Below are 25,567 nucleotides of genomic sequence, written 5' to 3' on the forward strand. Positions count from 1 at the left end.
CGCCCGCTCCAACCGCAGCGCCGGCTCCAACCGCTGCACCGACTCCGACCGCTCCGGCGGCGCCAACCGCTGTGCCGGGTTCGACCCCGGCACCGGTTCCGCCGGGGGCCGCGACCACCGTCCGTCCCGGTGCCACGGGGGCACCGGGGCGGGCGGCGCAGGTCGCCTGGGCCGCCGCGACTGTCGCGCTGGTCGCCGTCGGCACGGTCCGGGCCGCCGGCTGGCTCTTCGTGCTCTGCCTGCTCGCCGCCGCGGTGACCGCGACGCTCGCGGTGACCGGTGGCCGGACCCCGTTCGGGATGCTGCTGGCCGCGACGTTGCCGCCGGCCGCGACGGTCCGAGCGCTCCCCTGGGCGGTACGAGGGCTGCACCGCACCCGCTCGTCCGGGCCCGGGATCGGGCGGATCGTGGCCAGCCTGGCGATCTCGGTAGGTCTGCTGACCCTGTTCGGCCTGCTGTTCTCCTCCGCCGACGCGGTCTTCGCCGACCTGCTGGCGGGCCTCTTGCCGGACATCTCGCCGGGCAGCGTGGTCGGCTGGTTGGTACGCCTCGGGCTGATCGGCCTGGGCCTGCTCGGCGGCGCGTACCTGGTCAGCCGGCCGCCCGACCTGAACAGCCTGCGGGCGAAGCCGGGCCGGCCGGTGCACCGGCTGGAATGGGCCCTGCCGTTGGTGCTGCTCGACGCCCTGTTCGCCGCCTTCGTACTGGTGCAGTTGACAGTGTTCTTCGGCGGCGCGGGGCACGTGCTGCGCACGGCCGGCCTCACCTACGCCGAGTACGCCCGGAGCGGGTTCTGGCAACTGCTCGCCGTCACCACGCTCACCCTGCTGGTGATCGCCGTCGCGGCCCGCCGGGCACCGAAGGCGACCCGTGCCGACCGGCTGCTCGTCCGGACTCTGCTCGGTGTGCTCACGGCACTCAGCCTGGTCGTCGTCGCCTCGTCGCTCTACCGCATGCAGGTCTACGCCGACGCGTACGGCGCCACCCGGCTGCGGCTCTTCGTGGCGACCGTGGAGCTGTCGCTCGGGGTGCTCTTCGTCCTGGTCGGCGTGGCCGTGGCGCGGCTACGGGCCGACTGGCTGCCTCGCCTGGTGATCGGTACCGCGGTGCTGGCGCTGCTGGGGTTGGCGCTGGTCAACCCGGATCGGCTGATCGCGGACCGGAACGTCGACAGGTACCTCGAAACCGGCCGCGTCGATCTCACCTACCTCTCCGGGCTGTCGGCCGACGCCGTACCGGCCCTGGCCCGGCTGCCCGAGCCGATGCGGACGTGCGCGCTTCGGGAGATCGCCTTCGAGCTGCCCGACGACGGCTTCTGGGCGACGAACCTCGGCCGGGAACGGGCCCGGTCGGTCCTGGACGCGACAGAGGTGACCAGCAGCACGACGAACTGTGTCGCCGAGGTGCGCTGGTGAGCGCGAACGCTTGACAATCGCGCTGGGCGGGCAAGACTGCCGGGGTGGCCGAGCAACTGTCTGACGTCGGGTCGGGCGGTGCGGTACCGCCGCCCCGGCGGGCCCGGATCGTGTTGGCCGACATCACCCGGCGGGACACCCGCTCCGAGCGGACCCGCGCCGAGTTGGCCCAGCAGACCCAGGTCGGCGAGGCGCTGGTTCGCGGCCTGGTCCGCGCCCAGCTCGCGCTGGCGTTGCGGCTGTCACTGGTGGTCGTCATCGGGCTGGGCGGGCTGCCCTGGCTGTTCGCCATCGCACCGTCGCTCGGCCGGACCACAGTGGTCGGCGTCAACCTGCCCTGGCTGCTGCTCGGGTTGGTCTCGTTCCCGTTCCTGATCGCGGTGGGTTGGGCGTACGTGCGGCTGGCCGAGCGCAACGAGCAGGACTTCACCGACCTGGTGCAGCGGCCGGAGCGCTGACGTGGGCAACGACTACGTGGTTCCGGCCATCGTCGCGGTCACCCTGGTCACCGTCGGGATCGGTTTCTACGGGCTGCGGCTGGCGCGGACCACTTCCGACTTCCTGGTCGCGTCCCGGGCGATCAGTCCGACCTGGAACGCCGCAGCCATCGGCGGGGAGTACCTGTCGGCAGCGAGTTTCCTCGGCATCGCCGGCCTGGTCCTCAAGTACGGCGTGGACGTCCTCTGGTATCCGGTCGGGTTCGCCGCCGGCTACCTGGCCCTGCTGATGTTCGTGGCCGCACCGCTGCGCCGCTCCGGCGCGTTCACGCTGCCCGACTTCTGCGAGCTGCGGCTGGGGTCCCGTCGCCTGCGCATCCTCGCCACGGCTTTCGTGATCTTCATCGGTTGGCTCTACCTGGTGCCGCAGTTGCAGGGCGCCGGGCTCACCCTGGCCACGGTGGCCGGCTCCCCGTACCCCGTCGGTGCCCTTCTGGTGGCCGCCGTGGTCACCGCGAACGTGGCGCTCGGCGGCATGCGGGCGATCACCTTCGTGCAGGCGTTTCAGTACTGGCTCAAGTTGACAGCTCTCGCCGTACCGGTGATCTTCTTGGCGTTGCAGTGGCAGGCCGACGGCCGCCCGGCGGTGACCCCGCCCGACGGGCCGACGTTCCGGGCCGCGACCACGGTCGTGGTCGAGCACCGCGCGACCCTCACCCTGGCCGACGGCGACATCCGAGAGGTACGCCCCGGCGACGAGCTGTCCTTCGCCGCCGGTGACCCGGTGCCGGAGGTGTCCGGGGTGGCCACCGACGCGGGGGACTGGTTGCTGCCCAGCGCGGCCGGCGACGACGACCGGGGCCTGTTCGCGACGTACTCCCTGATCCTGGCCACGTTCCTCGGCACGATGGGCCTGCCGCACGTGCTGGTCCGCTTCTACACCAATCCCGACGGCGCGGCGGCGCGGCGGACGACGCTTGTGGTCCTGGCGCTGGTCGGCGCCTTCTATCTGCTGCCCACCCTGTACGGGGTGCTGGGCCGGATCTACACACCACAGCTGCTCATCAGTGGGCAGACCGACGCGGTGGTGGTGTTGCTGCCCGGCGCCGCCCTCGGGAACGGGCTGGTCGGGCGGCTGCTCGCCGCGCTGGTCGCGGCGGGAGCGTTCGCGGCTTTCCTCTCCACCTCGTCGGGGCTGCTGACCAGCGTCGCCGGGGTGATCTCGACGGACGTGCTCGGCCGGGGCTCGGTGCGCGGCTTCCGCCTGGCGACCATCATCGCCGGGGGTGTGCCAACGGCGCTGGCCCTGCACGTCTCCGGGTTGGACGTGTCCCAGGTGGTCGGGTTGGCCTTCGCGGTCGCCGCGTCGAGCTTCTGCCCGCTGCTGGTGCTCGGCATCTGGTGGCGAGGGCTGACCGACCTGGGCGCCGCCGCCGGTGTGCTGGCCGGCGGCGGGGCGGCGATCGGGGCGGTGCTGGTCACGGTGCTCGGCCCGCCGCTGTCGGGTTGGCCCGCCACGCTCACCGAGCAGCCGGCCGCCTGGACGGTGCCGCTGGCGTTCACCGTGATGGTCGCGGTGTCCATGGCGACCCGCCGACGGGCACCGGCCGACGTCGCCGCCACCATGCTGCGCCTGCACACCCCCGAGGCGTTGCGCCTGTGAGCGCAGCCCCAGGCTCAGTCGGTTGCCCTGGGGTGACCCGTGCCAGCGTGTTTGACCCAGCAGGTGCGGGTGTCGTGGTCGGGGAGATACCAGATGCGGCCGCCAGCGGTGACCTCGTACTGCCACTGCGGCAGTGTCTTCCCGTTGTGCGCCGCAGTGGAGAGAGAGCCCTTCAGGGGGTGCTGCCTGCTGGTCGGCGGGGAGGGGCAGGGGTCGGATTCGATGGCGTCGAAGGCGGCGCGGGTGTTAGCCGCGGCCTGGCGACACAGTTCCTCCCAGCCCTTGGCCGCGTCGTTCGTGGCGAATCGCAGGACGTAGCCACCGGGGCGGGGTGGCGGCGCTGCCCGGTCGCCTCGCTTGGCGCTCACTCTGCGTCCGGGCGGGGCACCGCCCCGAAGTCGCCGGAACTGGGGGCGGCCAGGACCCGGTGCAGGTCGGGGTCCGCGTGGATCTCGGCTGTGTGCCGCCACTCGGCGAGCAACTGGGACACGGCGGCGGTGTTTCCCACCGCCGCGGCGGCCTCCGCCGTCTCGACGAATTCGTTGGCCATCTGCTCACGTTCGTCGGGGGGCAGCAACCGCACCCACGGCAACACGGTCGGCAGTGCCTCACGCACCAGAGTGGGGTCCCGGCGCACGACGCTGGCCAGCAGCCGGGCGGTCAGGTCCACCACCTCACCCTCAGCCGCCGCCCGATCGGCGGACATCAACACGAGGTCAGCGGCATCGCGGCGGCGCAGCCGCACCGCGCGGGCTCGGGACAGCCGCTCGGCTGTCTCGGCTGGCTGCCGCAGCAGCTCCGAGAACGGCACGGACTCCAAGGGCATGGACACGACTTCAACACTACTTCAGAAGTCGAGGGAAGACTACGAACTCCGCCTCGGGGATGACCCCGGGTCCATCCGCGGCCGGACGGCGGAACTGGCGGTCGGCGGATAACGTCGGGCCCATGACTGGTGAGCACCCCGCGCTCGCGCTGCGTGGCCTGGCGAAGCGGTTCGACGGCACGATCGCGGTGGCGGGCGTCGACCTGGACGTACCGGCCGGCTCCTTCTACGGACTGCTCGGCCCGAACGGCGCCGGCAAGACCACCACGCTGTCGATGGCGGTCGGGCTGTTGCGGCCGGACGCCGGTTCGGCGTGGGTGCTCGGCCAGGACGTGTGGCGCGATCCGGTCGCGGCCAAGCGGCTGCTCGGCGTAATGCCAGACGGGGTACGCCTGTTCGACCGGCTGACCGGTGCGGAGCTGCTGGCGTACCACGGGCTGTTGCGGGGGATGGATCCGGCGGTGGTCGACCAGCGGGCCGCGGAGCTGCTCGACGTGTTGGCACTCGGCGACGCCGGCCGGACGCTGGTGGTGGACTACTCGGCGGGCATGAAAAAGAAGATCGGCCTGGCCTGCGCGCTGCTGCACGGCCCCCGGGTGCTGGTGCTGGACGAGCCGTTCGAGGCGGTCGACCCGGTGTCGGCGGCGCTGATCCGCGACATCCTCACCCGCTACGCGGCCGGCGGGGGCACGGTCATCTTCTCCAGTCACGTCATGGAGGTCGTCGAGCGGCTGTGCTCGCACGTGGCGATCCTCGCCCAGGGCACCATCAAGCGCGTCGGCACGATCGCGGACGTCCGCGGCGGCCGCTCGCTGGAGCAGGTCTTCGTCGAGGTGGTCGGCGGGCGCACCGCGACCGGTGACGAGCTGTCATGGCTCTCCCGGTGAACGTCGCCGCCGCGCCCGCCGGTCCGGCGCGGACGGTCTCCGCCCGCCACTTCGTGCGCCTCAAGCTGCGGGTGATGGGCAACAACTTCCGGGGTCAGGGCTGGCGGGTCGCGCTGTTCATCGGTGGCGCGCTGGTCGGGCTGTGGTTCGCGGCCAGCGGCTTCTTCCTCTTCGCCGCGCCGGGCCTGGCCGACAACGGCAGGTACGCGGTGCTGATCGCTGCCGCCGGCGGTGGCCTGCTGGTGCTCGGTTGGCTGCTGCTGCCCCTGGTCTTCTTCGGCGTGGACGAGACGCTGGACCCGGCCCGGTTCGCGCTGCTGCCGCTGCCGCGCCGCACGTTGGTCACCGGCCTGTTCGCCGCCGCGCTGGTCAGCGTGCCGGTGCTGGCGATGTCGGTCGCCGTGCTGGGGCTGGTGCTGACCGCCTGGGCGTTGGGCGGCTGGTCCGCCGGCCTGGTGGCAGTGGTCGGCGTACTCGCCGGGTTGCTGCTCTGTGTGGCCGCCAGCCGGGCGGTGACCAGCGCTTTCGCCAGCATGTTGCGGTCCCGCCGGGTGCGGGACCTGGCGGCCGTGCTGCTGGCGGTGGCCGCCGCGCTGCTCGGGCCGTTGCAGATCGTCGGCCTGGCGGCGCTGCGCGAGACGGACTGGACCCGGCTGACCGGTGCCGCGACGGTGCTCGGGTGGACGCCGTTCGGAGCCCCGTGGACCGTCGGCATCGACGTGGCGCAGGGGCGGGTGTGGGCCGCCCCGCTCAAGCTGCTGATCACAGTGGCGGCGATCGTCGCCCTGCTGGCCTGGTGGTCCCGCTCGCTGGAGTCGGCGATGGTGGGCACGGCGAGCACCGGCAAGGCCCCCGCGCAGCGCGGTGTCACAGGTGGGGCGGTCGCCCAGCTGTTTCCCCGGGCCGCAGGCTGGGTCCGGCGGGACCGGTTCGGCGCGCTGGTCGCCCGGGAGGCCCGTTACTGGTGGCGGGACGCCCGTCGCCGGGCCAACCTGATCACGATCGCGGTGGTCGGCATCTTCGTGCCCGTGTTGATCAACGTCACGGGCGGGGACTTCGCGGCCGAGGACGGCGCGGGGTTCACGGCGGCTGTCGGCGACAGCTCCCCCGTCGTGGTCACCGTCTCGATGCTCTTCGTCGGCGTACTCGCCTCGGTCACCCTGGCCAACCAGTTCGGCTTCGACGGCAACGCGTACGCGGCGAACGTCGTGGCCGGCGTGCCCGGTCGGGTCGAGCTGCGCGCGCGGATGACCGCATTCTCGTTGTACGTCCTGCCGATGCTGGCTGTCGTCGCGGTGGTGCTGTCGGCGCTCCTTGGTCGACCGGGATGGATCGGGCTGATGCTGGGCAGCCTGGCCGCCACCTACGGCGCGGGGCTGGCGGTGAACAGTTTCGTCTCGGTGCTCGCGGCGTATTCGCTGCCGGAGACGAGCAACCCGTTCGCGATGAACAGCGGCGCGGGCGTGGCGAAGGGCCTGCTCACCCTGCTGTCCATGATCATCACGACGGTCATCGGGGTGCCGATGGTGGTGGCTGCCGCGCTGCTCGGCAGCGCCTGGCTCTGGCTGGCCCTGCCGGTCGGTGCGGCGTACGGGCTGGGCGCGGCGTTGCTCGGCGCGTACCTGGCCGGCGACGTGCTGGACCGCCGTCAGCCGGAACTGCTGGCCACTGTCACCCCACGTCGTTAACCGGCGTTCCGGCCGGCGCCCTGGGCAGTCAGAGCGGCCTGGGCAACGAAGTCACGCCACGCGGCCGGAGCGAAGGTGAGCGTCGGACCGGAGCGATCCTTGCTGTCCCGCACCAGCACGACACCGGGCAGATTGTCCGCCACCTCGACGCAGGCGCCACCGGTGTCGCCGGATCTGGTCGATGTCCGCCACAGCGGTTGAGTAACGGTCACGGCGTCACCTTCAGCTTCCGGATCAGATCCAGCGAAGCGCCAGCGGACAGCGCCTCGCCGAGCAGGCTATCCCATTTCCGACCAATCAGACGGACGACGTCGGGGTCGTCAATCACGTGTCCACGAGCGACGTCTTCCACGTAGGTGACCCGTTCACCATCGGGCAGTTCCGCGAGCAGAAATCCGCCGGTCAGGCCGACGTGCGCCCCGATATCGAGCGGCACCACGTGCAACCTGACGCTGGGCAGGACGGCGAGTTCCAGCAGCCGACCGAGCTGAGCGTCCAGTGCCGCCGGTCCACCCACGGGGCGTCGTAGGGCGATCTCGTCCAGGACGAACACGCACTGCGGCGGCTCTGCGCGCTGCCACAACTGCTGCCGATCCAACCGGACCGCAACCAGGTCGTTCACCACGTTGACCGGGTTCAGGCCACCGGCCGAGATCACCGCTCGGGCATACTCCTCGGTTTGGAGCAGGCCAGGAATCAGGCACGGCTCGAATTCACACAGCCGGATCGCTTCCTCTTCGTGGTGACGCCACGGGACGAACCAGCTCGGCAACCTCTGCCGGTCGGCGGCCCTGAGGAGTTCGGCGAGGAGGCCCCCGGTGGCGAGAGCCTCGTCCGCGGCGACCGCGAACTCCATCGTTGGCCGGCGGCGGCCGGTCTCGATGGCGGCCACCGTGGACGGACTCCACCTGATGACGGTCGCCAGCGCTTCCTGGGAGACCTCGGCACCAGCCCGGGCGGACTTCAACGCCCGTACCCACATCTCGATGTTCATCCTTACCTTCCCGGTAAGTACGTGACCGCGCTGCGTAGTAAGCCCTGGAATACTCCCCTGCCCACAGCCGGGAGTCCAGGGTGGAGAACGCGCGGCCCGGCCGGTGGAGGCGACGTCCCGGCGGTCGGTCCTGCGTCGGGCCGCCCCGGTCATCCCCCGATCGGGGCGGCCCTCGTCGACCGGGAGGGATTCCTCATGCTCGGGTCAGTCCTCGCTGGGAACGGGGCGCGGTGGTCGTATCCGCTGAGGATCGTGGCGTCGACGGCCGTGCCGGGCGCGATCCAGCCGGCACGCGGCGGCGCGGCGAGTCGGGCCGGGGAGCGTGCCATGCCAACGAGCGTGATGCCTCTGAGTCATTTTAATGACTCACAGGCATCACGCTTATTCGAGCGTTACCCCCCGGCGGCCGAGCGACCGCGCGGCCCGGGGCGCCCGACGCCTACCGCCGGCGGTGCGCGGTGAGCCGGCCGCACGTGCCGATGCGGCCGCTGTGGCGGTGTCGGGGCTGCGGCGCGCTCTGGCCGTGCCAGCCGGCGCGGCTGGCGTTGCTCGCGGACTACCGGCACGACCGCACCGCGCTGCTGGTCCACCTGGGCACCCTGATGGCGGAGGCGGGCGATCAACTCGCCCGGCTCAACGGACGACCCGCCGACCTGCACGAGCGCTTCCTGGGTTGGGCGCGGGTCCGGGGCGGCACAATGTTTCACGTGAATCATGAGCCGGGTGCCGAGATCCACCACACCGACCCGTTCGCGGTGCCGACCGGGCAGCGGTCGCCGGTCCGCCGGCTGCGGGGTCGGCTTGCGGCGCCGGTGACCCTCTGGACGGCGCCCGGTCCGGCGGGCCTGACCGTCTCGTCCACCCTGATCGCCGAGGGGGAGCCGGATCGGCTGCTCGGGTTGATCGACGCGGAGTCCGACCTCTGGGCCGCGGTCGAGGAGGCGGGCCGTTTCGCGGTAGCGCCGCTCGGACCGGCGCACCGCCAGCTCGCCGACCGGTTCGCCGGCCTCTTCCCCGCCCCGGGAGGGCTGTTCGCCACCGGCACGTGGACCGAGACGCCGTACGGGCCGGTGCCGAGCGACGCCGGCGGCTGGGTGGGCTGTCGCCTGGACACCGCCCGGGAGTACGGCTGGGGCCTGCTGGTGGAGGCCACCATCGAGGCGGTCGACCTGGCCGAGGAGGCCGCACCGCTGCTGCATTACCGGGGTCGCTACCACGAGCTGCCGGGCTGACCTGGGCGGCCCGCGAACCGACCGGTCACCGGAGTGACCTGGGTCACTCGGCGCAGCCAGCCAACCGCTCGGCGCACTCGACGACCGGCGTCGATCTCGGCCTTCCCCGTTCGGGAGCGCGCTCTCTACGGTGCGCGGAAACTACCCCCGACGCCTGTGAAGGTGGTGATCCACAGATGTCCACGGACACACCCGCGCCTACCGCTTCCCAGCCGGACAAGTACCTGGCCGTGCAACGGTCGGACGAGTTCGCCGGGCTGCGGCGCGCGCTGCGCGGCTTCGTCTTCCCGATGACCGTCGCGTTCTTCCTGTGGTACGCGCTCTACGTCATTCTCTGCGCCTACGCCCGGGACTTCATGGGCACGAAGCTGTTCGGCAGCAACATCAACGTCGCGCTGGTCTTCGGCCTGCTCCAGTTCGTCTCCACGTTCGTGATCGCCTGGCTCTACTCCCGGTACGCGGACCGGAAGATCGACCCGGTCGCCGACCGGATCCGTGCCGAGATCGGGGAGGTGACCCATGACAACGGTCCACGCGGCTGACCTGCTCCTCGCGGCCGAGGCCCCCAACCACACGGCCCGCAACCTGACGATCACGCTGTTCCTGGTCTTCGTGGCGGTGACCCTGGGCATCACCATCTGGGCCAGCCGGCAGACCAAGACGGCCACCGACTTCTACGCGGGCGGTCGTTCCTTCTCCGGCTTCCAGAACGGCATGGCTATCGGCGGCGACTACATGTCCGCCGCCTCGTTCCTCGGCATCGCCGGCATCATCGCCCTCTACGGCTACGACGGCTTCCTCTACTCGATCGGCTTCCTGGTCGCCTGGCTGGTCGCCCTCCTGCTGGTCGCGGAGCTGCTGCGCAACTCCGGCCGGTACACGATGGCCGACGTGCTGGCCTTCCGGATGCGGCAGCGCCCGGTGCGGACGGCGGCGGCGGTCTCCACCATCACGGTGTCGATCTTCTACCTGCTGGCCCAGATGGTGGGCGCCGGCGCGCTGGTGGCTCTGCTGCTCGGCATCAAGCCGGGAACGACCTTCCTCGGCATGGACGCGGCCACCGCCAAGGTGGCGACCATCATCATGGTCGGCGCTCTGATGATCATCTACGTGACCGTGGGTGGCATGAAGGGCACCACGTACGTGCAGATCGTCAAGGCGTTCCTGCTGATGACCGGCGCGCTGCTGATGACCGTGCTGGTGCTGGCCAAGTTCCACTTCAACCTGTCCGAGCTGCTCGGTGCCGCCGCCTCGTCGTCCGGCAAGGGCGACAAGCTCCTGGGGCCGGGCCTGCGCTACGGCGTGGAGGTCGCCGGCAACGCGACGCAGACCTTCTACAACAAGATGGACCTGCTCTCGCTCGGCATCGCCCTGGTGCTCGGCACGGCCGGTCTGCCGCACATCCTGATCCGCTTCTACACCGTGCCGACCGCCAAGGCGGCCCGCAAGAGCGTGCTCTGGGCGATCGGCATCATCGGCACGTTCTACCTGCTCACCCTGGCCCTCGGCTTCGGCGCGGCGGCACTGGTCGGCAGCGAGGCCATCACCGCGCAGGACAAGGCCGGCAACACTGCCGCACCGCAGCTCGCCGAGGCGCTCGGCCTGGAGTTCTTCGGCGGCGACCTGGGCGGCGCGGCCCTGCTGGCGATCATCGCGGCGGTTGCCTTCGCCACCATCCTGGCCGTGGTCGCCGGGTTGACCCTGGCCTCCTCGTCCAGCCTGGCGCACGACTTCTACGCGAACGTCCTGAAGAAGGGCGAAACGTCGGAGCGCCAGGAGGTACGGGTCGCCCGGATCTCCGCCCTGGTGATCGGCGCGATCTCCATCCTCCTGTCGATCTTCGCGCAGAACCTCAACGTGGCGTTCCTCGTGGCGCTGGCCTTCGCGGTCGCCGCCTCGGGCAACCTGCCGGCGATCCTCTACAGCCTGTTCTGGCGGCGGTTCAACACCTCCGGAGCGGTCTGGGCGATCTACGGCGGTCTGCTCTCGGCAGTGGTGCTGGTGTTCTTCTCACCTGTGGTCTCGGGCGCGGCGACGTCGATGTTCCCGGACCACGACTGGCAGTGGTTCCCGCTGTCCAACCCGGGCATCCTGTCCATCCCGTTCGGCTTCCTGTGCGGGTGGATCGGCACCCTCATCTCCAAGGAGCACGACGAGGAGAAGTACGCGGAGCTGGAGGTGCGCGCCCTCACCGGTTCGGGCGCCCACTGACCCTCGACACGGGGCCCCCTGTCGACGCCACGCGTCGACAGGGGGCCTCTCGCGGTAAACGGGGGTCGGTAGGCTGACCGGCATGAAGGTTGCTGAGCGCTTCGGTCCCGGTCACCGCGTTCTCGTCACCGGCGGCGCCGGTTTCGTCCCGTCGCACCTGGTCGACTCCCTGATCGCCCGGGGCTGCACGGTGGTGGCGCTGGACAACTTCGTCACCGGTTCCAAGGAGAACGTCGCCCACCTGCTCGACCGGCCAACCTTCACCCTGGTCGAGGCGGACATCTCCGACGGCCTGCCGACGCACCACCCGGCCCTCGCCGAGCGGTTCGACGCGATCCTGCACATGGCCTCGCCGGCCAGCCCCACCGACTTCGCGCAACTGCCGGTGGAGATCCTCCGGGTCGGCTCGGTGGGCACCCTGCACCTGCTGGAGCGCGCGGTCGCCGACGGCGCCCGGTTCCTGATGGCCTCGACCTCCGAGGCGTACGGGGATCCGAAGGAGCACCCGCAGCGCGAGACCTACTGGGGCAACGTCAACCCGATCGGCGTCCGCAGCGTCTACGACGAGGCGAAGCGCTTCTCCGAGGCCGCGACGATGGCGTACCACCGCTACCGCGGGCTGGACGCGGCGATCGTGCGGATCTTCAACACGTACGGCCCGCGGATGCGCCCGGACGACGGCCGGGCCATCCCCACCTTCATCTCCCAGGCGCTGCGCGGCGAGCCGATCACCGTGCACGGCACCGGCAACCAGACCCGGTCGATCTGCTTCGTCGAGGACCTGGTGCGGGGCATCCTGCTGCTGCTCGACTCGACCGAGACCGGCCCGGTCAACTGCGGCACCGAGCACGAGCTGTCCATGCGGCAACTCGCCGAGTTGATCGTGTCGCTCTCCGACAGCAGCTCGCAGGTGACGTACATCACCCGCAGCTCGGACGACCCGGAGATGCGCCGCCCCGATCTGACCCTCGCCCGTGAACTGCTCGGATACGAGCCGACCGTGGCGCCCGAAGACGGCCTGCGACGCACGATCGAGTACTTCCGGGCGCGGCTAGGGTAACCAGGTCACGGCGGAACACCGGTCGCTGAGTGTCGCCTGAGGGCGGTAGTGGCTCCCGCTACGTACCCTGAGTTACATGTCAGCGACCTCTGCCGGCGTTCCTCACCCGCACCTGCACCGCAGCACCGGGCGCGCTTCGGTGCCCGGCCCCGACCGGGGCGCCTCCGGACGCGCGCGTCCCGCCGAGGCGCGCTGGTATCCGTCGCACGACGAGCAGCAGCCCGGCCCGGGCGGCCCGGGAGGGCCGACGGGACCTGGCCGGCCCGGTGGCGCCGGCGGGCCGGGACGGCGTGGCCCCCGGCCGCGCTGGGGGCGGATCGGCCTGGTGGCCGGGGTCGCGGTGCTGGTGTTGGCGCTGCTCGGCGGCCTGGGCGCCTGGCTGTACGCGCGCAACCTCAACAACGATCTGGCCCGCACCGACCCGTTCGCGGAGATCACCGGAGGTCGGCCGGCGAAGCCCGTCGACGGCGCGTTGAACATCCTGCTGGTCGGCAGCGACTCCCGGGACCCGGACGCGCCTGTCGACACCAAGAGCCAGTGGCGGGCCGACACGGTCATCGTCATGCACATCCCGGCCGACCACCAGTCGGCGTACCTGGTCTCCATCCCGCGTGACCTGTACGTGCCGATCCCCCAGAGCGCCGGAGCGGACTGCGGCTCCGGCCAGCGCGCGAAGATCAACGCGGCGTTCGCGTTCGGCGGCCTGCCGCTGGCGGTCCGCACCGTGGAGTGCTTCACCGACGTCCGGATCGACCACGTGATGGCTATCGACTTCGGCGGGTTCAAGGAGGTCACCGATGCCCTCGGCGGGGTGGACCTGAAGGTGGAGCGGACGATCACCTCGATCCACAAGCCGTACCGGACCTTCACCAAGGGCACCAACCACATGGACGGCGCGGAGGCGCTGGACTGGATCCGGCAGCGCAAGCAGTTCCCGGACGGCGACTTCGCCCGGATGCGGCACCAGCAGGAGTTCCTGCGGGCGCTGATGGACAAGGCGGCGAGCACCGGCACCCTGGCGAACCCGAAGAAGCTCAACGACTTCCTCAAGTCGGTGACCGCCGCGGTGACCGTCGACCAGGGCTTCTCGGTGACGGACATGGCGGTGCAGTTCCGCAACCTGCGCGGGCAGAACCTCACGTTCCTGACCAGCCCGAACTCGGGCAGCGACACCATCAACGGCGAGTCGGTGGTGGTGTCGGACCGGGAGAAGGCGCTGGCGATGTACCAGGCCATGTCGGCCGACACCATGGCGGACTGGGTCAAGGCCAACCCGCCGAAGAACACCGACGGGGGCTGAGCGCAGGGGTGGACCGCGTCGCCGGCGACGCGGTCCACCCGGAGCCGAGAGGGCCTCGCCTTTACGGTCATCACGTGGCGACGATCGCCCGGTTGACAACGCCCGGCGACCGAGTCGAGCCCAGATGAACTCGCAAACTCGAATTGATGTACGTACAGTAGGGCCGCCCCCTCCTGATCACGAGCTGGAGCACGCATGCCGGTTCAGGCCAGCCGTCGCCCTTCGTCCCCCGGAGCCGCAGCCCCGAGCGGCCGGACCGCCGCGTCCATTCCCGCGCAGCCGGGCCCTTCAGGTGGAGGGCCGGGCGGTCGTCCGCCGGGCGGCGGCGGCAACGGCCGGACGGGCGGCAAGGGGCCGGCGAAGAAGCGGCCCAAGCGCAAGGATCCGCTCTGGGCCCGACTGACCGTGATCTTCGGTGCGGTGCTGATGCTCAGCAGCGGAGTGGCGATCGTCGGCAGCAAGGTGCTGATCGGCCAGGCGACCGGGGACATCGCCCAACGCAACCTGCTCGGTGATGCCGGCAAGACCGACGCGGAGGGCGGCGCGAGCCTCGACGGCCCGATCGACATGCTGCTACTCGGCGTGGACGCGCGCGAGCGGTGGGCCGCCGACGACGTCCGCTCGGACAGCATCATCATCCTGCACATCCCGGCCTCGCACGACCAGGCGTACCTGATCTCGATCCCCCGGGACACCGAGGCGCAGATCCCGCCCTTCAAGAAGAGCGGCTTCGCCGGTGGCACCGACAAGATCAATGCCGCGTTCCAGGCCGGCGCCCGCAACGGCGGCGGCTGGGAGGGCGGCGCCCAGTTGATGGCGCAGACGATCAAGCGCCTCACCGGGGTCAGCTTCGACGGCGCGGCGATCATCAACTTCGGTGGCTTCAAGAACGTCATCGACACCCTGGGCACCGTGAAGATCTGCGTGAGTCACGAGGTCAAGTCGAAGCACATGTCGTTCGTCGACGGCAAGCCGATGTGGAACGCCGACGCCAAGAAGACCGGCAAGCAGATGACCCCGGTGGTGCACAAGAAGGGCTGCCAGGAGATGGAGGGCTGGGCCGCCCTCGACTACGCGCGGCAGCGCTACGGGCTCCCCGGCGGCGACTACGACCGTCAGCAGAACCAGCAGCAACTGATCAAGGCGATGGCGCGCAAGGCCACCGACGGCGGCATGCTGACCAACCCGGCCAAGCTGAACCAGTTGATCAAGGCGGCCGGCAAGGCGTTCGTCCTGGACACCGGCGGCGTGCCGATCGAGAACTTCATCTTCACCATGCGTGGGGTCACCGCGAACGAGCTGACGATGTTGAAGACCAACAACGGCAGCTTCAACGGCAACAGCAACAACCGCGAGGCGTTGAACGAGGAAACAATGCAGATGTTCGAGGCGGTCAAGCAGGACAAGCTCGCCGAGTTCGTCTTCTCCCACCCCGAGGTGATCTCCGGCCGCAAGTGACGGCCGCCGCGTCGCCTGAGGCGGCCGCCGCCTCAGGCCGCGCCGTCACCCGAGGCTGTGTCGCTTGAAGTCGCGGAAAGCCCGGCAACCGGTCCGCTACCGACCGTAGCCTGACGTGAGCAGGTTTCACGTATCGGCTGCGGGGAGGCGGTCACGTCCAGGTGGGGGCGGAACGCAGCGGACCGGGCACGCCCGGCCGCGCCCCGCCGCACCCGCTGGTCACGCGTCCTGCTCGGCGTCGGTCTGGCCCTCGTCCTGCTGGCCGGGCTCGCCCTCATCGGGCTCAAGACGCTGACCCACCGGTACGACCGGACGGTGACCAAGGAACAGCTGCTCGACGCCGACGCCCGCACCGACCGGACCGACCTGGACGGGCCGCTCAACTACCTGCTCATCGGCACCGACCGACGCGCCGGCAGCAGCGAACCGGACCAGCGCTCGGACACCATCCTCATCGTGCACGTGCCCGCCGGACGGCGGGAGGCGTACCTGGTCTCCATCCCGCGTGACCTGCTGGTCTCCATCCCACCCGCGAACGGCTTCGGCGGCGGTCCAGACAAGATCAATGCGGCGTACGAGCACGGCGGCGGCGGGCAGGCCGGCACCCGACTGCTCTCCGTCACCCTGAACCGGCTCACCGGCATCCGCTTCGACGGCGCCGCGCTGATCGACTTCTCCGGTTTCAAGAAGGTGATCGACCTCCTCGGCGGGGTGCAGATGTGCGTGGACACCGAGGTCCGCTCGATCCACACCAACCGCGTCTTCCCCACCGGCTGCCAGCGGATGGACGGGGCGCAGGCGTTGGACTACGTGCGGCAGCGCTACGACCTGCCCAACGGCGACTTCGACAGGCAGCACCACCAGCAGCAGCTCTTGAAGGCGATGCTGGACAGCGCCGGCAACGCCGACCTGCGCAACAACCCCGTCAAACTGGACCAGGTGCTCCGCGCGGTCGGCGGCTCGTTGACCGTCGACACCAACGGCGTACCCCTGGAGGACCTGCTCCTCGCGCTCCGCGCGCTGCCGCCCGACGGGATGCACGGCGTCCAGGTGCCGTCGTCACCGCAGACCATCGACCAGGTCTCGTACGTGGTGCTCGACAACGGCGGCAACGGGCTCTTCGAGGCCGTCCGGGGGACCCGCGTACCGGCCTGGGCGCAGGCCAACCCGCGCTGGGTGACCCGGTTGTGACCGTACCGACGGCCGGTTCGGTGCCGATCCGGCCCGCGAGGATCTAGTGTTGCTTCCTGTGTTCGGACCCCAGGTTCCCACCGTGCCCGTGACCGAGATCGCCGACGACACCTACCTGCTCGACGTGCGGGAGGCCGACGAATGGGCGGCCGGCCACGCACCCACCGCCCACCACCTGCCGATGATGGAGCTGCCGGCGCGGCTGGCCGAGGTGCCCACCGACCGGGACGTGGCAGTCATCTGCCGCTCCGGTGGACGTTCCGCCCAGGTCGTCGCCTACCTGGTCAACAACGGCTGGGAGCAGGTGCGGAACGCCGACGGCGGGATGCGCCAGTGGGCAGCGGTCGGCCGTCCGGTGGTCGACGCGAACGGGCAGCCCGGCCAGGTCATCTGAGGCGGCCGGAATGGGCGGGCCTCTGGTCTTCGCGCACCGCGGCGCCTCGTACGACCTTCCGGAGCACACCCTCGCCGCGTATCTGCGCGCCCTCGACGAGGGTGCCGACGGGCTGGAGTGCGACGTCCGGCTGACCCGGGACGGGCACCTGGTCTGCGTGCACGACCGGCGACTGGACCGCACCAGCAACGGCAGTGGTCTGGTCAGCGCGCGTACGCTCGCCGAGCTGGACGCGCTGGACTTCGGCTCCTGGCATCCGGGCAGCGCGCCGAGCGGCGACCTGCCGCCGGACGAGTCGCACACCCGGCTGTTGACGCTGGCCCGGCTGCTCGACGCGGTGCTCGCCGCCGGGCGGCCGGTCCGGCTGCTGGTGGAGACGAAACACCCGTCCCGCTACGGCTCGAACGTGGAGCGGCGGCTGGTCGACCTGCTGCGGCGGTACGGGCTGGCCGACCCTGCGCCGGACGACCCGGTCCAGGTCACCGTCATGTCGTTCTCCCCGCTGGCGGTGCGACGGGTCCGGGAGCTGGCCCCCGCGCTGCCCACGGTGCTGTTGCTGGAGGTGCTGCCGCCCTGGCTGCGGCTGGGCCGACTGCCGTTCGGCACCCGCATCGCCGGGCCGGGCATCGGCCTGGTCCGGGCCCGACCGCGCCTGCTGCCCGCGCTGCGCGCCGCCGGCAACCAGGTGTACGTCTGGACGGTCAACGAGCCGGCCGACCTGGAGCTGGTGCTGGCCGAGGAGGTGGACGGGATCATCACCGACCGACCAGCGCACGTCCTGGCCCGCCGGGACCGCTGAACGGCCCTCGACGCCGAGCTGGCCGTGCAGCGTGCCGACAGCGCCGGCACCTTACGCCTGCGCGACAACGCCGAGCTGGCCGTTCAGCGCGCCGACCGCCTGCGCGACAACCGGGGGTGCCGAAAGCCGGACCGGCGGGGCAGACTCGGCACATGCCGGAGCGTATCGATTTTCCCGCTCTCCTCGCCGGCCAGGCCGCCGTGATCGAGATGATCAATTCTGGGGACGCGGGCCTACCGGTCCTCACCCAGCTCCTTCTGGTGACCCAACCGGCGCTCAACGCGACCGGAATGGCGTTCGTCGAGTTCGGCCCGACCGGCGGCCGGGTGATCGCGGCCACCGGCGCGGCGGAGTGGGCGCTCGGCCGACCGCTCGCGGTGGACGACCCGGACACCGTCTGCCTGCTCTCCGGGCCACGGGTGAGCCAGGTCCGGGTGACCGAGCTCAACGGCAAGCTCGCCGCCGAGCTGGCCGGCAGCGGCTTGCGGCGGATGGTGGTGTCCCGGGCCGAGATCGGCGGTCACACCGTCGGCAGCCTGCACGCCCTCTACCCGGGCGACGACGACCCGGGCGCCGAGCAGCAGGGGGTGCTCGCCTACCTCGCCTCGTGCATCGCGCACATGTACGGCGACCAGAGCGGGCTGCCGGTGCACGGCGACGGGCCGGTGGTGGCGGCGCTCGCCGACGGGTTGGCGGTGGTCGACCGCGACGGCCACGTCCGGCTCTGGAACCCGGCCGCCGCCCAGGTCACCGGCCGGACAGCGGAGCAGGCGCTGAGCGGCCCGCTACCGTTCCCGTTGCCGCCTTCCGGCCAGGTCCGTGACCACCGGCTGCCGGACGGACGCTGGCTGCGCATCACCTCCGGCGACCTGCCCGGCCCGGGCGCGCTGCGGGTGGTCACCTTCCGCGACATCACCGACCAGCAGCGCCGCGATCACGACCGGGAGCTGTTCGTCGCGGTCACCAGCCACGAGCTGCGTACGCCGGTCACCGTCATCAAGGGGTACGCGGACACCCTCACCGACCACTGGGAGTCGCTGACCGAGGGCGACCGGCGACAGGCCGCCCGGGTGATCGGGCAGCGCGCCAACGAGCTGGCCCGGCTGGTCGACAGACTGCTCTCCTCGGCGGCCGAGGCGGGGCCGGGGGACGACCCACCGACCCCGTTCGACCTCGGTGAGGCGCTGCGCGCCGCCACCGTGGACCTGCCGGCGGATCTGCGGCACCGGCTGACGCTGCGCCTCCCGGCCGACCTGCCCAAGGCGCTCGGCCACCGGCCCAGCCTGGCCACCGTGCTGACCGAGCTGGCGACCAACGCCGGCAAGTACTCACCGCCGGGCTCCCCCATCGAGATCACCGCCGGGGTGGACGGCCAGTTGGTCGCGTTCCGGGTCAAAGACCGGGGCATCGGCATCCGGCCGGAGCACGTGGAGCGGGCGTTCGACAGGTTCTGGCAGGGCGAGTCCGGCGACCGGCGCGGCTACCCGGGAGCGGGGCTCGGCCTCTATCTCGTCCGCCGGATCGTTGAACAACAGAATGGATGGGTATCCCTACGTCCGAGGACCGACGGCGGTACGGTCGCAGAGGTGCGGCTACCGCGCGGTTGACCGACGGTGGCGCGACGTGGAGGCGACGGTGGCAGCGGCAGTGAGGGATCGGGCGTGGTGCGTGGTGGTTCCCCACCACCCCGCCGGCGCACGGCTGGCACGACACCGGCTCGCCGGCGACCTGGCTGACGTCGTGGCCCCGGCGCTTCTCGCGGATCTGATCGCGGTGCTCGCCGAGCTGGTGGGCAACTCGGTCCGGCACGCCCGACCGCTGCCCGGCGGCGTGGTCCGGGTGGCGTGGCGGCTGCGGCCCTCGGCCGAGGGCCCCCGGATCCAGTTGCGGGTGACCGACGGCGGCGCGGGCACCAGCCCGCGGATCCGCACGGCCAACCCGGACGCCGCGGACGGGCGGGGTCTGCACATCGTGGCCGGCCTGGCGACCCGCTGGGGCGTCGAGCGGGACGGCATGGGCCAGCGCGTGTGGGCGGAGTTCGATCCACCCCGCACCTCGCGGCCCACCGCGCCCCCGCGTTCCGGCCTGGTGACGGCCGGCTGACATCGTCGGGCCGGGTGGGTCCGGCCCACGGTGGGACCGGCGGGGCCTTAGGCTGTGACGCCGTGAGCAAGCGTCGAAAGAGCCAGCGAACCGCCGCCGACACCGCGCCCCGGAAGGACAAGGTGCGCGACGTCTTCGTGCCGCGACCGTTCGAGGGGCTGGCCGACGAGGTCGAGTGGATCGCGCTGCGCGAGTTGGTGCCCGCCGCGTCCGCGCCGCTGCGGCTGGCGCCGGCCCTCGTCGAGGAATTCGGGGAGCGGTCGGTCACGCTCGCCACCGTGCTGCCGATGGCCGCGCCCGCGGTGAGCAAGCCGGACGGCCGGGTGCTCATCGGTCTGCAACGCCACCAGCAGTCCGGCGACGTCTCCCGGGACCTGGCCGAGGCGCTGCTCTGCGCGCTGCGGGCCGAGCCGGGCGGCCAGGTGTCCGTACCACCGCTGCCCGGTCCCGGGCCGCGTCTGCAGGACATCCTGGTGGACGGCCCGCTGGAGATCACCATGCACGACGGGTTCGAGTTCTGGCTCGACCCCGGCGCGACCGACGACCCGAGCGTCCAGGCGTCGCTGGAGCGGGCGAACGCCGCCATCTACCCGACCGTGCGGATGACCGCCGCGAAGGCCGCGTACTGGTGCCGGGTCCCGGAGAAGTCGCACGTGCGCTGGGTGCTGCCGGACGACGAGGACGCCGCCCTGGACGCGCTGGCCCGCCTCGGCGCGGCCGGCACGCTGACGCTCGGCGAGCAGACCAAGTTCGCCGGGATGTTCCGCGCGCACGGCCGGCTGGTGCCGGTGTGGGACCTGCCCGAGGAGACTCCGGCCGCCGAGTGGGAGGACCCGGTCGCGCAGTTCGCCAAGCGGTACGCCGAGGCGCTCGCCACCACCGAACCGCTGGACGCCGCCGGCCGGCGGGCCCGCCAGGGGCTGCTCGGCCGCCAACTCACCCTGCGCTGACCCCGGCTCGCTGCCCGTTCACCCGTTGACGGGCAGCGGGTCGCGGACGATCGGGCAGGACATGCAGCGCGGGCCTCCCCGGCCGGAGCCCAGCTCCGAGCCGGCGATCGGGATGACCTCGATGCCGGCCCGCTCCAACTGCGCGTTGGTCTCCGTGTTGCGCTCGTAGCCGACGCAGAGCCGGGGTGCCAGGGCGAGGGTGTTGTTGCCGTCGTCCCACTGCTCGCGTTCCGCGGTGACCGGGTCCAGGCCGGTGTCGATGACCCGGAGCTGGTCCAGGTCCATCGCGTCGGCGGCGGCCCGCAGGAAGGGCGCCGGGCCGTCCACGCGCGGGTCCTCGCCGTCCGCGCCGGCGATCACGGTGTACGCCGAGAGCGTGCTGGCGATGTTCGGATACATCAGCACCGCGTCGGCGTCGACCATCGTGCACACGGTGTCCAGGTGCATGGTGGCGCGCTTCTGCGCGATCGGCACCACCAGGATGGTGTGGGCCAGCCCGGCGGCGAAGACCTGCCGGCCGAGGCGTTCGGCGCCGGCCGGGGTGGTCCGCTCGCCCACCCCGACCGCCAGGACGCCGGGTGCGAGCAGCAGGACGTCCCCGCCCTCCAGGTGCTCCAGGTTGGGGCGGTAGACGAACTGGGTGCCGGCGAAGCGTGGATGGTGGCGGTAGATGGCGTCGGTCAGGGTGGTCTCCCGGCGTCGGGCCGGCATGGCCAGGCTGGTGACGCCGACCCGGTCGCCGATCCACAGCGACGAGTCCCGGGTGAACAGCAGGTTCGGCAGCGGGTCGATGACGAAGTCGTGCCGGTCCATCAGGGTGTAGACCAGGCCGCCCGGCCGCTCCGAGCTGATCCGCAGTTCCTCGTGGGCGAGCCCGGCGGTGAGCACGTCGGCCAACGCGACCGGGTCCAGATAGGCGAGGTGGTCGGCGACCCGGGCGCGGAGCGTGTCGCCGAGGCGACGGGAGCGCAGCACCTCCTCGGTCAACTCGGCGCGGGCGTCCTCGACGGCCAGCGTCTCGGCCAGCAGGGTGGCCAGGTAGAGCACTTCGACCCCGCGCTCGCGCAGCGCGGCGGCGAACGCGTCGTGCTCCTCCTGGGCGCGGCCGACCCAGGGGATCGCGTCGAACAGGAGCGAGTCGTTGTTGCGGGGGGTGAGCCGGGCCAGTTCCGGGCCGGGCCGGTGCAGCAGCACGGTGCCGAGCCGGCCGACTTCACTGTCGACGTAGTGGGTCACCCCCGCAGCGTAGGGCAGGGTTTGGCGGCATCCGAGAAAAGAACTGTGGATGAATATGGCATTCATCCACAGTCACTCCGGCGCTCCGGCTTGCCGAACACCCACAGTGGCAACGTAGGGTAGTGAGGACATAACTTCGAGGGACCTTTTGCCGGAGGTCGACGACGATGACTGTCTTTCCCGCACGACGAGCCGTACCGACCGCCAGGGCACTGCCGCCCATCGCGGTGCCCCACCCCCGCGTCGAGTCGCCCGGGGCTCTGGAGCCGGTCCGTCCCACACCGCTCGAATGGGCCCGCCGCCGCCGTGCCGAGCGGGGCGCCCGTCGACTGGAGGCGGCCGGAGCACGAGCGCTCGGCCAGCTCGACCATCTCGGGCCGGCCTGGCACGTCATCGAGTGGCCCCGCACCGACGTGGCGGACGTCCTGCTCGACCGCACCCAGGACGACCGCGCCGGGTTCCTCGCCATCGGGCCGAGCGGCCTGTTCGCGGTGACCATCGCCGACCACGGCCGGGCCCGGGTGCTCGTCGCCGGGGACGTCGTGCAGATCAACGGCAAGCGGCCTCCGTACGTCACCGAGGCCCGGCGGGACGCCAGGCGGGCCAGCAAGGCCCTCTCTGACGCGGTGGGGCTGACCATCCCGGTGACGCCGGTGCTGACCTTCGTGGGCTCCGGCGTGATCAGCGTCTACGGCCTTCCGAAGGACTGTCTGATGGCCACCCACCGAGAGCTGGATCGGCTCCTCGTGGCCGGTGGCAGCCGGATCAGCCCGGCCACGGCCGAGAAGCTGTCCCGGGTGGCACAGCACCCGAGCACCTGGCTGAACGGCACGTACCGTCCATCGGCCGACTACCGGTGGTACGACGAGGGCCGAACGGCCGCTGACAAGCCGGCCCACCGCCGGTAACGTCACCGGCGACGCCACGCGGCCCCGGTCCCCCACCTACCCACCGGCTCCCGCGCCGTCGCCGGCCGCCCCGGTTCGAGCTGTGCGGTTCGGTGACCTGGTGCGCTCGGTGATTCCGTCGGCGACCGGCTAGCGTGGACAGTCCGTCGGTGGACATAGGAGGCGCGGTGGCCCACGTCGAACTCTCGCTCTCGGAAGTGTTCGTGCCGTCGGCGCGGGCCTCGACAGAGCTGGGGTCCGACAATGTCGGCCAGTGGTCCTCGACGGTCGGCCGGGCCGATGAGCCCTGCCTGCTGATCGACGCCGACACCCGGGTCGTGGCCATCTCCACCGCCGGCTGTGAGCTGCTCTGTCTGGGTGACCCGGCCGGCCTGATCGGGCGACCGCTGCTCGACGGCGGGCTGCGCCTGCTGGATTTCACCGCCAACCGGGGCGAGCTGACCGAGGCCGAGATCGACAAGATCCCGCCCCTGCTGGCGCTCTCCTCCGGCCGCCTCGCCCGTGGGCTGCTGCGGGTGCAGGCTGCCTCGGCGGACAGCTCCGACGCGACGGTCGACGCGATCTCCACCCCGGTCCTCACCAACGGTGCCGTGGCCGGCTCGCTCACCTTCTTCTCAGAGGTCTGACCTGCGGCGCAATGTGTCGTTCGCCGCACGCGCCGATGGCGGGACGGTCCCACACCCACGCCGTAAGGTGCCTTCATGCTCAATATCGATCTGCTGCCGGGGGAGTACGCCGTGTGCCGGTTGAGTGCCGGCGCCGCCCTGCCGGCCGCACTGTCGAGTGAGCTGGGCCGCGCCGACGTGGTCACGGTGAGCTGGACCGCCGACGGGATCTCGGTGATCTGCCCTACCGACCGGGTGCCCGCCAAGGCAGTGGTGGAGACCACCTGGCGTTGCCTGCGCGTCGTCGGCCCGCCGGGCGTGGACGGCACCGGCACACTGGCGGCGCTGGTCGACCCGCTCGCCGCGGCCCGGGTCAGCGTGGTCACGTTCTCCACCTTCGACACCGACTACGTGCTGGTGCCGACCGTCCGGTTGACCGAGGGCAGGGCCGCCCTGGAGCGTGCCGGGCACCGCGTCCTCGGCTGAGCTTCACCCGGCCGACCACTCGCCCTACGATGGGCTCGGCCACCCCGGCCGCAACGACGTTTCCCGATGTCCGAGGATCGGCCCGTGCCGTTCACCCCGCCCCGCCACCCGGCTCCCCCGACCCGGGCGACAACCGCCATCACGTCCGTGGCGGTTCGTGCGCTGCCAGTGGCCGGGGCCCTGCTGGCGCTCCTGGCCATCGGGGCGCTGGCCGGCTGCGGCGCCCCTCCCGAGCTGCACGACCCGGCCGGGCTGCCCACCGGCGCCGGCACCCCGACGGCACCCTCCTCGACCGGCGTCCCGACGGGCACGCCGTCCACCGTGCCAAGCGCCCCACCGGCCGTGACCCCGTCGGCCAGCCGGGAACCGGGCCTGGTCGCGACGGCCTGCCGGAACGGTCCGACCGGGCAGCGGGTGGTGCAACTGCTGAAAGGCCGGGCCTCGGTGCTCCCGGACAACGTGCGGGTCCGGGTCCGCACCGGGCCGCTGTGCGCCGCCGACTGGCAGTACACGGTGCTGGAGGTGACCGGGCACGAGGAACTTCAGGTTGTCACCCGGGGTCGGCCCGCCGCCCCGGAGCTGGTCACCGCCGGCACCGACGTGTGCACCATCGAGGTCCGCGCCACCGGGCCGGCCGGGATCCGTACGCTCGCCTGCGATGACGATCCGGCGGCCCGGCCGGGTGCGTAGTCTGGTCGACATGCCCGGAACACCGCCCACGCGTTTCGTCTACCTCGGCCCGGAGGGCACCTTCGCCGAGCAGGCCCTGCGCACCGTTCCCGCCGCCGAGCGTGGCACCCGGACTCCGGCCCGCAGCGTCGGTGAGGCACTGGACAGCGTCCGGGCCTCGGATGCCGACGCGGCGCTGGTGCCGCTGGAGAACTCGATCGGCGGGGCGGTCGGCGTCACCCTGGACGAGATGGCCGAGGGCGATCCGCTGGTGATCACCCGGGAGGTGATCCTGCCGGTCGAGTTCGTGCTCGCCGCGCGAGCCGGCACCGCGCTGTCGGCGGTCCGCACGGTCGCGGCGCACCCGCAGGCGTCCACCCAGTGCCGGGGCTGGCTGCGTGACCACGTCCCCGACGCCGTGGTCGTCGACGTGCTCTCCAACGGCGCGGCTGCCGCCGGCGCGGGTTCCGGCGAGTACGACGCGGCGATCTGCGCGCCGATCGGGGCGGCCCGACACCGACTCGCCCTGCTCGCCGACAAGATCGCCGACCACCCCGACGCCGTGACCCGTTTCGTCCTGGTCTCCCGCCCCGGGCCGCCCCCACCGCCGACCGGCGACGACCTCACCTCGCTGGCCGTCTACATCGCCCACGACCGGGTCGGCGCGCTGCTGTCGGTGCTGATGGAGCTGGCCGTCCGCGGCGTCAACCTGACCCGGATCGAGTCCCGCCCGACCGGCGAGGCCCTGGGCCGGTACGTCTTCTTCCTCGACTGCACGGGCCACGTGGCCGACGTACGCCTGGGCGAGGCGTTGCAGGGGCTGCGCCGGGTGTGCGCCGACGTCCGCTTCCTGGGGTCGTACCCCCGCCATCGCTGGGTCGACGCGGCGGGCGAGCGGCAGGTGCCCGCGCCGGCAGGCCTCTCGGACGTCGACTACGCCGACGCGGCAGCCTGGCTGGCCCGGCTGCGCACCGGCGAGTTGAGCTGACCGGCCGAGCAGGCGCGCAACACGCGTACGGGCGCCCCGGTGCGACCGGGAGCGCCCGTACCCGCGT

General features: G+C 71.9%; 27 protein-coding genes. 22 read left to right on the forward strand and 5 right to left on the reverse strand.

All coding sequences use genetic code 11. From position 1 onward, the window contains the following. The first annotated feature begins 71 nt into the window (after positions 1–71). From ACLQ27_RS12660 to ACLQ27_RS12670, 3 genes are read left to right on the forward strand one after another with little or no spacing between them, the layout of a single operon-like run. Positions 72–1,415: a DUF4153 domain-containing protein gene (locus ACLQ27_RS12660; protein ID WP_425866900.1), complete on the forward strand. Its 1,344-nt coding sequence runs from the start codon at positions 72–74 to the stop codon at positions 1,413–1,415. A gap of 44 nt (positions 1,416–1,459) precedes the next feature. Then, positions 1,460–1,873 (forward strand): DUF485 domain-containing protein, encoded by a 414-nt coding sequence (locus ACLQ27_RS12665; RefSeq protein WP_234582623.1) that lies wholly within the window; start codon positions 1,460–1,462, stop codon positions 1,871–1,873. Between the two features lies 1 nt (position 1,874). Next, complete coding sequence (locus tag ACLQ27_RS12670) at positions 1,875–3,515, forward strand: cation acetate symporter (protein ID WP_425866902.1); 1,641 nt, start codon at positions 1,875–1,877, stop codon at positions 3,513–3,515. 14 nt (positions 3,516–3,529) lie between these two features. On the opposite strand, the gene ACLQ27_RS12675 is transcribed toward ACLQ27_RS12670, so the two are convergent. Beyond that, a complete protein-coding gene (locus ACLQ27_RS12675; RefSeq protein ID WP_234582625.1) occupies positions 3,530–3,883 on the reverse strand; it encodes a hypothetical protein in 354 nt (117 codons plus the stop codon). Beyond that, positions 3,880–4,341 carry a hypothetical protein gene (locus ACLQ27_RS12680; RefSeq protein WP_425867316.1) on the reverse strand — a complete coding sequence of 154 codons (462 nt, stop codon included), beginning with the start codon at positions 4,339–4,341 and terminating at the stop codon, positions 3,880–3,882. The genes ACLQ27_RS12675 and ACLQ27_RS12680 overlap by 4 nt, the downstream gene beginning before the upstream one ends. A 122-nt stretch (positions 4,342–4,463) precedes the next feature. Here ACLQ27_RS12680 and ACLQ27_RS12685 point away from each other — a divergent pair, with 122 nt between their 5' ends. Both ACLQ27_RS12685 and ACLQ27_RS12690 read left to right on the forward strand, forming a co-directional pair. After that, entirely contained in the window at positions 4,464–5,228 is a 765-nt protein-coding gene (locus tag ACLQ27_RS12685) for an ABC transporter ATP-binding protein (RefSeq protein WP_234582626.1), read from the forward strand. Next, a complete protein-coding gene (locus ACLQ27_RS12690) occupies positions 5,213–6,916 on the forward strand; it encodes an ABC transporter permease (protein WP_357491835.1) in 1,704 nt (567 codons plus the stop codon). Before ACLQ27_RS12685 ends, ACLQ27_RS12690 begins: the two co-directional genes overlap by 16 nt. On the opposite strand, the gene ACLQ27_RS12695 is transcribed toward ACLQ27_RS12690, so the two are convergent. Both ACLQ27_RS12695 and ACLQ27_RS12700 read right to left on the reverse strand, forming a co-directional pair. Then, entirely contained in the window at positions 6,913–7,128 is a 216-nt protein-coding gene (locus tag ACLQ27_RS12695; RefSeq protein WP_357491833.1) for a DUF397 domain-containing protein, read from the reverse strand. The two genes, ACLQ27_RS12690 and ACLQ27_RS12695, sit on opposite strands and share 4 nt — an antisense overlap. Further along, complete coding sequence (locus ACLQ27_RS12700) at positions 7,125–7,910, reverse strand: helix-turn-helix domain-containing protein (RefSeq protein WP_357491831.1); 786 nt, start codon at positions 7,908–7,910, stop codon at positions 7,125–7,127. The genes ACLQ27_RS12695 and ACLQ27_RS12700 overlap by 4 nt, the downstream gene beginning before the upstream one ends. A 479-nt stretch (positions 7,911–8,389) precedes the next feature. Here ACLQ27_RS12700 and ACLQ27_RS12705 point away from each other — a divergent pair, with 479 nt between their 5' ends. From ACLQ27_RS12705 to ACLQ27_RS12760, 12 genes are all read left to right on the forward strand, one after another. After that, positions 8,390–9,142 (forward strand): flavin reductase family protein, encoded by a 753-nt coding sequence (locus ACLQ27_RS12705; protein WP_425867318.1) that lies wholly within the window; start codon positions 8,390–8,392, stop codon positions 9,140–9,142. A 176-nt stretch (positions 9,143–9,318) separates the two neighbouring features. After that, a complete protein-coding gene (locus ACLQ27_RS12710; RefSeq protein ID WP_357491829.1) occupies positions 9,319–9,684 on the forward strand; it encodes a DUF485 domain-containing protein in 366 nt (121 codons plus the stop codon). Further along, positions 9,662–11,353, forward strand: a complete 1,692-nt coding sequence (locus ACLQ27_RS12715) for a solute symporter family protein (protein WP_357491827.1) — start codon at positions 9,662–9,664, stop codon at positions 11,351–11,353. Before ACLQ27_RS12710 ends, ACLQ27_RS12715 begins: the two co-directional genes overlap by 23 nt. Before the next feature lie 82 nt (positions 11,354–11,435). Then, complete coding sequence (locus ACLQ27_RS12720; protein ID WP_357575803.1) at positions 11,436–12,413, forward strand: NAD-dependent epimerase/dehydratase family protein; 978 nt, start codon at positions 11,436–11,438, stop codon at positions 12,411–12,413. A gap of 76 nt (positions 12,414–12,489) precedes the next feature. Then, positions 12,490–13,713: an LCP family protein gene (locus ACLQ27_RS12725; RefSeq protein WP_357491823.1), complete on the forward strand. Its 1,224-nt coding sequence runs from the start codon at positions 12,490–12,492 to the stop codon at positions 13,711–13,713. A 195-nt stretch (positions 13,714–13,908) separates the two neighbouring features. Continuing rightward, entirely contained in the window at positions 13,909–15,171 is a 1,263-nt protein-coding gene (locus tag ACLQ27_RS12730; RefSeq protein WP_425866907.1) for an LCP family protein, read from the forward strand. 228 nt (positions 15,172–15,399) lie between these two features. Beyond that, positions 15,400–16,362 (forward strand): LCP family protein, encoded by a 963-nt coding sequence (locus tag ACLQ27_RS12735; protein ID WP_425867320.1) that lies wholly within the window; start codon positions 15,400–15,402, stop codon positions 16,360–16,362. A gap of 58 nt (positions 16,363–16,420) precedes the next feature. Next, positions 16,421–16,756 (forward strand): rhodanese-like domain-containing protein, encoded by a 336-nt coding sequence (locus tag ACLQ27_RS12740; RefSeq protein ID WP_039905019.1) that lies wholly within the window; start codon positions 16,421–16,423, stop codon positions 16,754–16,756. 10 nt (positions 16,757–16,766) lie between these two features. Beyond that, the gene (locus ACLQ27_RS12745; RefSeq protein WP_425866909.1) at positions 16,767–17,555 is read left to right on the forward strand and encodes a glycerophosphodiester phosphodiesterase; all 789 of its coding nucleotides are present in this window, start codon (positions 16,767–16,769) and stop codon (positions 17,553–17,555) included. Between the two features lie 152 nt (positions 17,556–17,707). After that, the gene (locus ACLQ27_RS12750) at positions 17,708–19,162 is read left to right on the forward strand and encodes a PAS domain-containing sensor histidine kinase (RefSeq protein WP_425866911.1); all 1,455 of its coding nucleotides are present in this window, start codon (positions 17,708–17,710) and stop codon (positions 19,160–19,162) included. 61 nt (positions 19,163–19,223) lie between these two features. Next, entirely contained in the window at positions 19,224–19,658 is a 435-nt protein-coding gene (locus tag ACLQ27_RS12755; protein WP_234582698.1) for an ATP-binding protein, read from the forward strand. A 62-nt stretch (positions 19,659–19,720) separates the two neighbouring features. Beyond that, positions 19,721–20,608, forward strand: coding sequence for a DUF5926 family protein (locus ACLQ27_RS12760; RefSeq protein ID WP_425866913.1), 888 nt, complete (start codon positions 19,721–19,723; stop codon positions 20,606–20,608). Between the two features lie 18 nt (positions 20,609–20,626). Here ACLQ27_RS12760 and ACLQ27_RS12765 read toward each other — a convergent pair whose 3' ends face one another. Then, entirely contained in the window at positions 20,627–21,844 is a 1,218-nt protein-coding gene (locus tag ACLQ27_RS12765; RefSeq protein WP_234582637.1) for an arginine deiminase, read from the reverse strand. Between the two features lie 167 nt (positions 21,845–22,011). Between ACLQ27_RS12765 and ACLQ27_RS12770 the strand changes: the two genes are divergently transcribed. The 5 genes from ACLQ27_RS12770 to pheA all read left to right on the forward strand — a co-directional run bounded on the left by ACLQ27_RS12770 (position 22,012) and on the right by pheA (position 25,500). After that, the gene (locus ACLQ27_RS12770; protein WP_234582638.1) at positions 22,012–22,752 is read left to right on the forward strand and encodes a hypothetical protein; all 741 of its coding nucleotides are present in this window, start codon (positions 22,012–22,014) and stop codon (positions 22,750–22,752) included. Between the two features lie 167 nt (positions 22,753–22,919). Next, a complete protein-coding gene (locus ACLQ27_RS12775; protein WP_357573752.1) occupies positions 22,920–23,378 on the forward strand; it encodes a hypothetical protein in 459 nt (152 codons plus the stop codon). Between the two features lie 75 nt (positions 23,379–23,453). Then, positions 23,454–23,843, forward strand: coding sequence for an ACT domain-containing protein (locus ACLQ27_RS12780; protein WP_357573751.1), 390 nt, complete (start codon positions 23,454–23,456; stop codon positions 23,841–23,843). A 66-nt stretch (positions 23,844–23,909) separates the two neighbouring features. Then, positions 23,910–24,533, forward strand: coding sequence for a hypothetical protein (locus tag ACLQ27_RS12785; protein WP_357491810.1), 624 nt, complete (start codon positions 23,910–23,912; stop codon positions 24,531–24,533). 10 nt (positions 24,534–24,543) lie between these two features. Further along, positions 24,544–25,500 carry a prephenate dehydratase gene (gene pheA / locus ACLQ27_RS12790; RefSeq protein ID WP_425866915.1) on the forward strand — a complete coding sequence of 319 codons (957 nt, stop codon included), beginning with the start codon at positions 24,544–24,546 and terminating at the stop codon, positions 25,498–25,500. The last annotated feature ends 67 nt before the right edge of the window (positions 25,501–25,567 follow it).

It is taken from the genome of Micromonospora sp. DT63 (assembly GCF_049841615.1).
Lineage (GTDB): Bacteria > Actinomycetota > Actinomycetes > Mycobacteriales > Micromonosporaceae > Micromonospora.

Bases quoted from the DNA above. Each gene is read 5' to 3' on its own strand.
- ACLQ27_RS12680 (WP_425867316.1), bottom strand. From the start codon at position 4,341: ATGCCCTTGGAGTCCGTGCCGTTCTCGGAGCTGCTGCGGCAGCCAGCC.
- ACLQ27_RS12685 (WP_234582626.1), top strand. From the start codon at position 4,464: ATGACTGGTGAGCACCCCGCGCTCGCGCTGCGTGGCCTGGCGAAGCGG.
- ACLQ27_RS12690 (WP_357491835.1), top strand. From the start codon at position 5,213: ATGGCTCTCCCGGTGAACGTCGCCGCCGCGCCCGCCGGTCCGGCGCGG.
- ACLQ27_RS12700 (WP_357491831.1), bottom strand. From the start codon at position 7,910: ATGAACATCGAGATGTGGGTACGGGCGTTGAAGTCCGCCCGGGCTGGT.
- ACLQ27_RS12705 (WP_425867318.1), top strand. From the start codon at position 8,390: ATGCGGCCGCTGTGGCGGTGTCGGGGCTGCGGCGCGCTCTGGCCGTGC.
- ACLQ27_RS12710 (WP_357491829.1), top strand. From the start codon at position 9,319: ATGTCCACGGACACACCCGCGCCTACCGCTTCCCAGCCGGACAAGTAC.
- ACLQ27_RS12715 (WP_357491827.1), top strand. From the start codon at position 9,662: ATGACAACGGTCCACGCGGCTGACCTGCTCCTCGCGGCCGAGGCCCCC.
- ACLQ27_RS12720 (WP_357575803.1), top strand. From the start codon at position 11,436: ATGAAGGTTGCTGAGCGCTTCGGTCCCGGTCACCGCGTTCTCGTCACC.
- ACLQ27_RS12725 (WP_357491823.1), top strand. From the start codon at position 12,490: ATGTCAGCGACCTCTGCCGGCGTTCCTCACCCGCACCTGCACCGCAGC.
- ACLQ27_RS12730 (WP_425866907.1), top strand. From the start codon at position 13,909: ATGCCGGTTCAGGCCAGCCGTCGCCCTTCGTCCCCCGGAGCCGCAGCC.
- ACLQ27_RS12745 (WP_425866909.1), top strand. From the start codon at position 16,767: ATGGGCGGGCCTCTGGTCTTCGCGCACCGCGGCGCCTCGTACGACCTT.
- ACLQ27_RS12750 (WP_425866911.1), top strand. From the start codon at position 17,708: ATGCCGGAGCGTATCGATTTTCCCGCTCTCCTCGCCGGCCAGGCCGCC.
- ACLQ27_RS12770 (WP_234582638.1), top strand. From the start codon at position 22,012: ATGACTGTCTTTCCCGCACGACGAGCCGTACCGACCGCCAGGGCACTG.
- ACLQ27_RS12780 (WP_357573751.1), top strand. From the start codon at position 23,454: ATGCTCAATATCGATCTGCTGCCGGGGGAGTACGCCGTGTGCCGGTTG.
- ACLQ27_RS12785 (WP_357491810.1), top strand. From the start codon at position 23,910: ATGTCCGAGGATCGGCCCGTGCCGTTCACCCCGCCCCGCCACCCGGCT.
- pheA (WP_425866915.1), top strand. From the start codon at position 24,544: ATGCCCGGAACACCGCCCACGCGTTTCGTCTACCTCGGCCCGGAGGGC.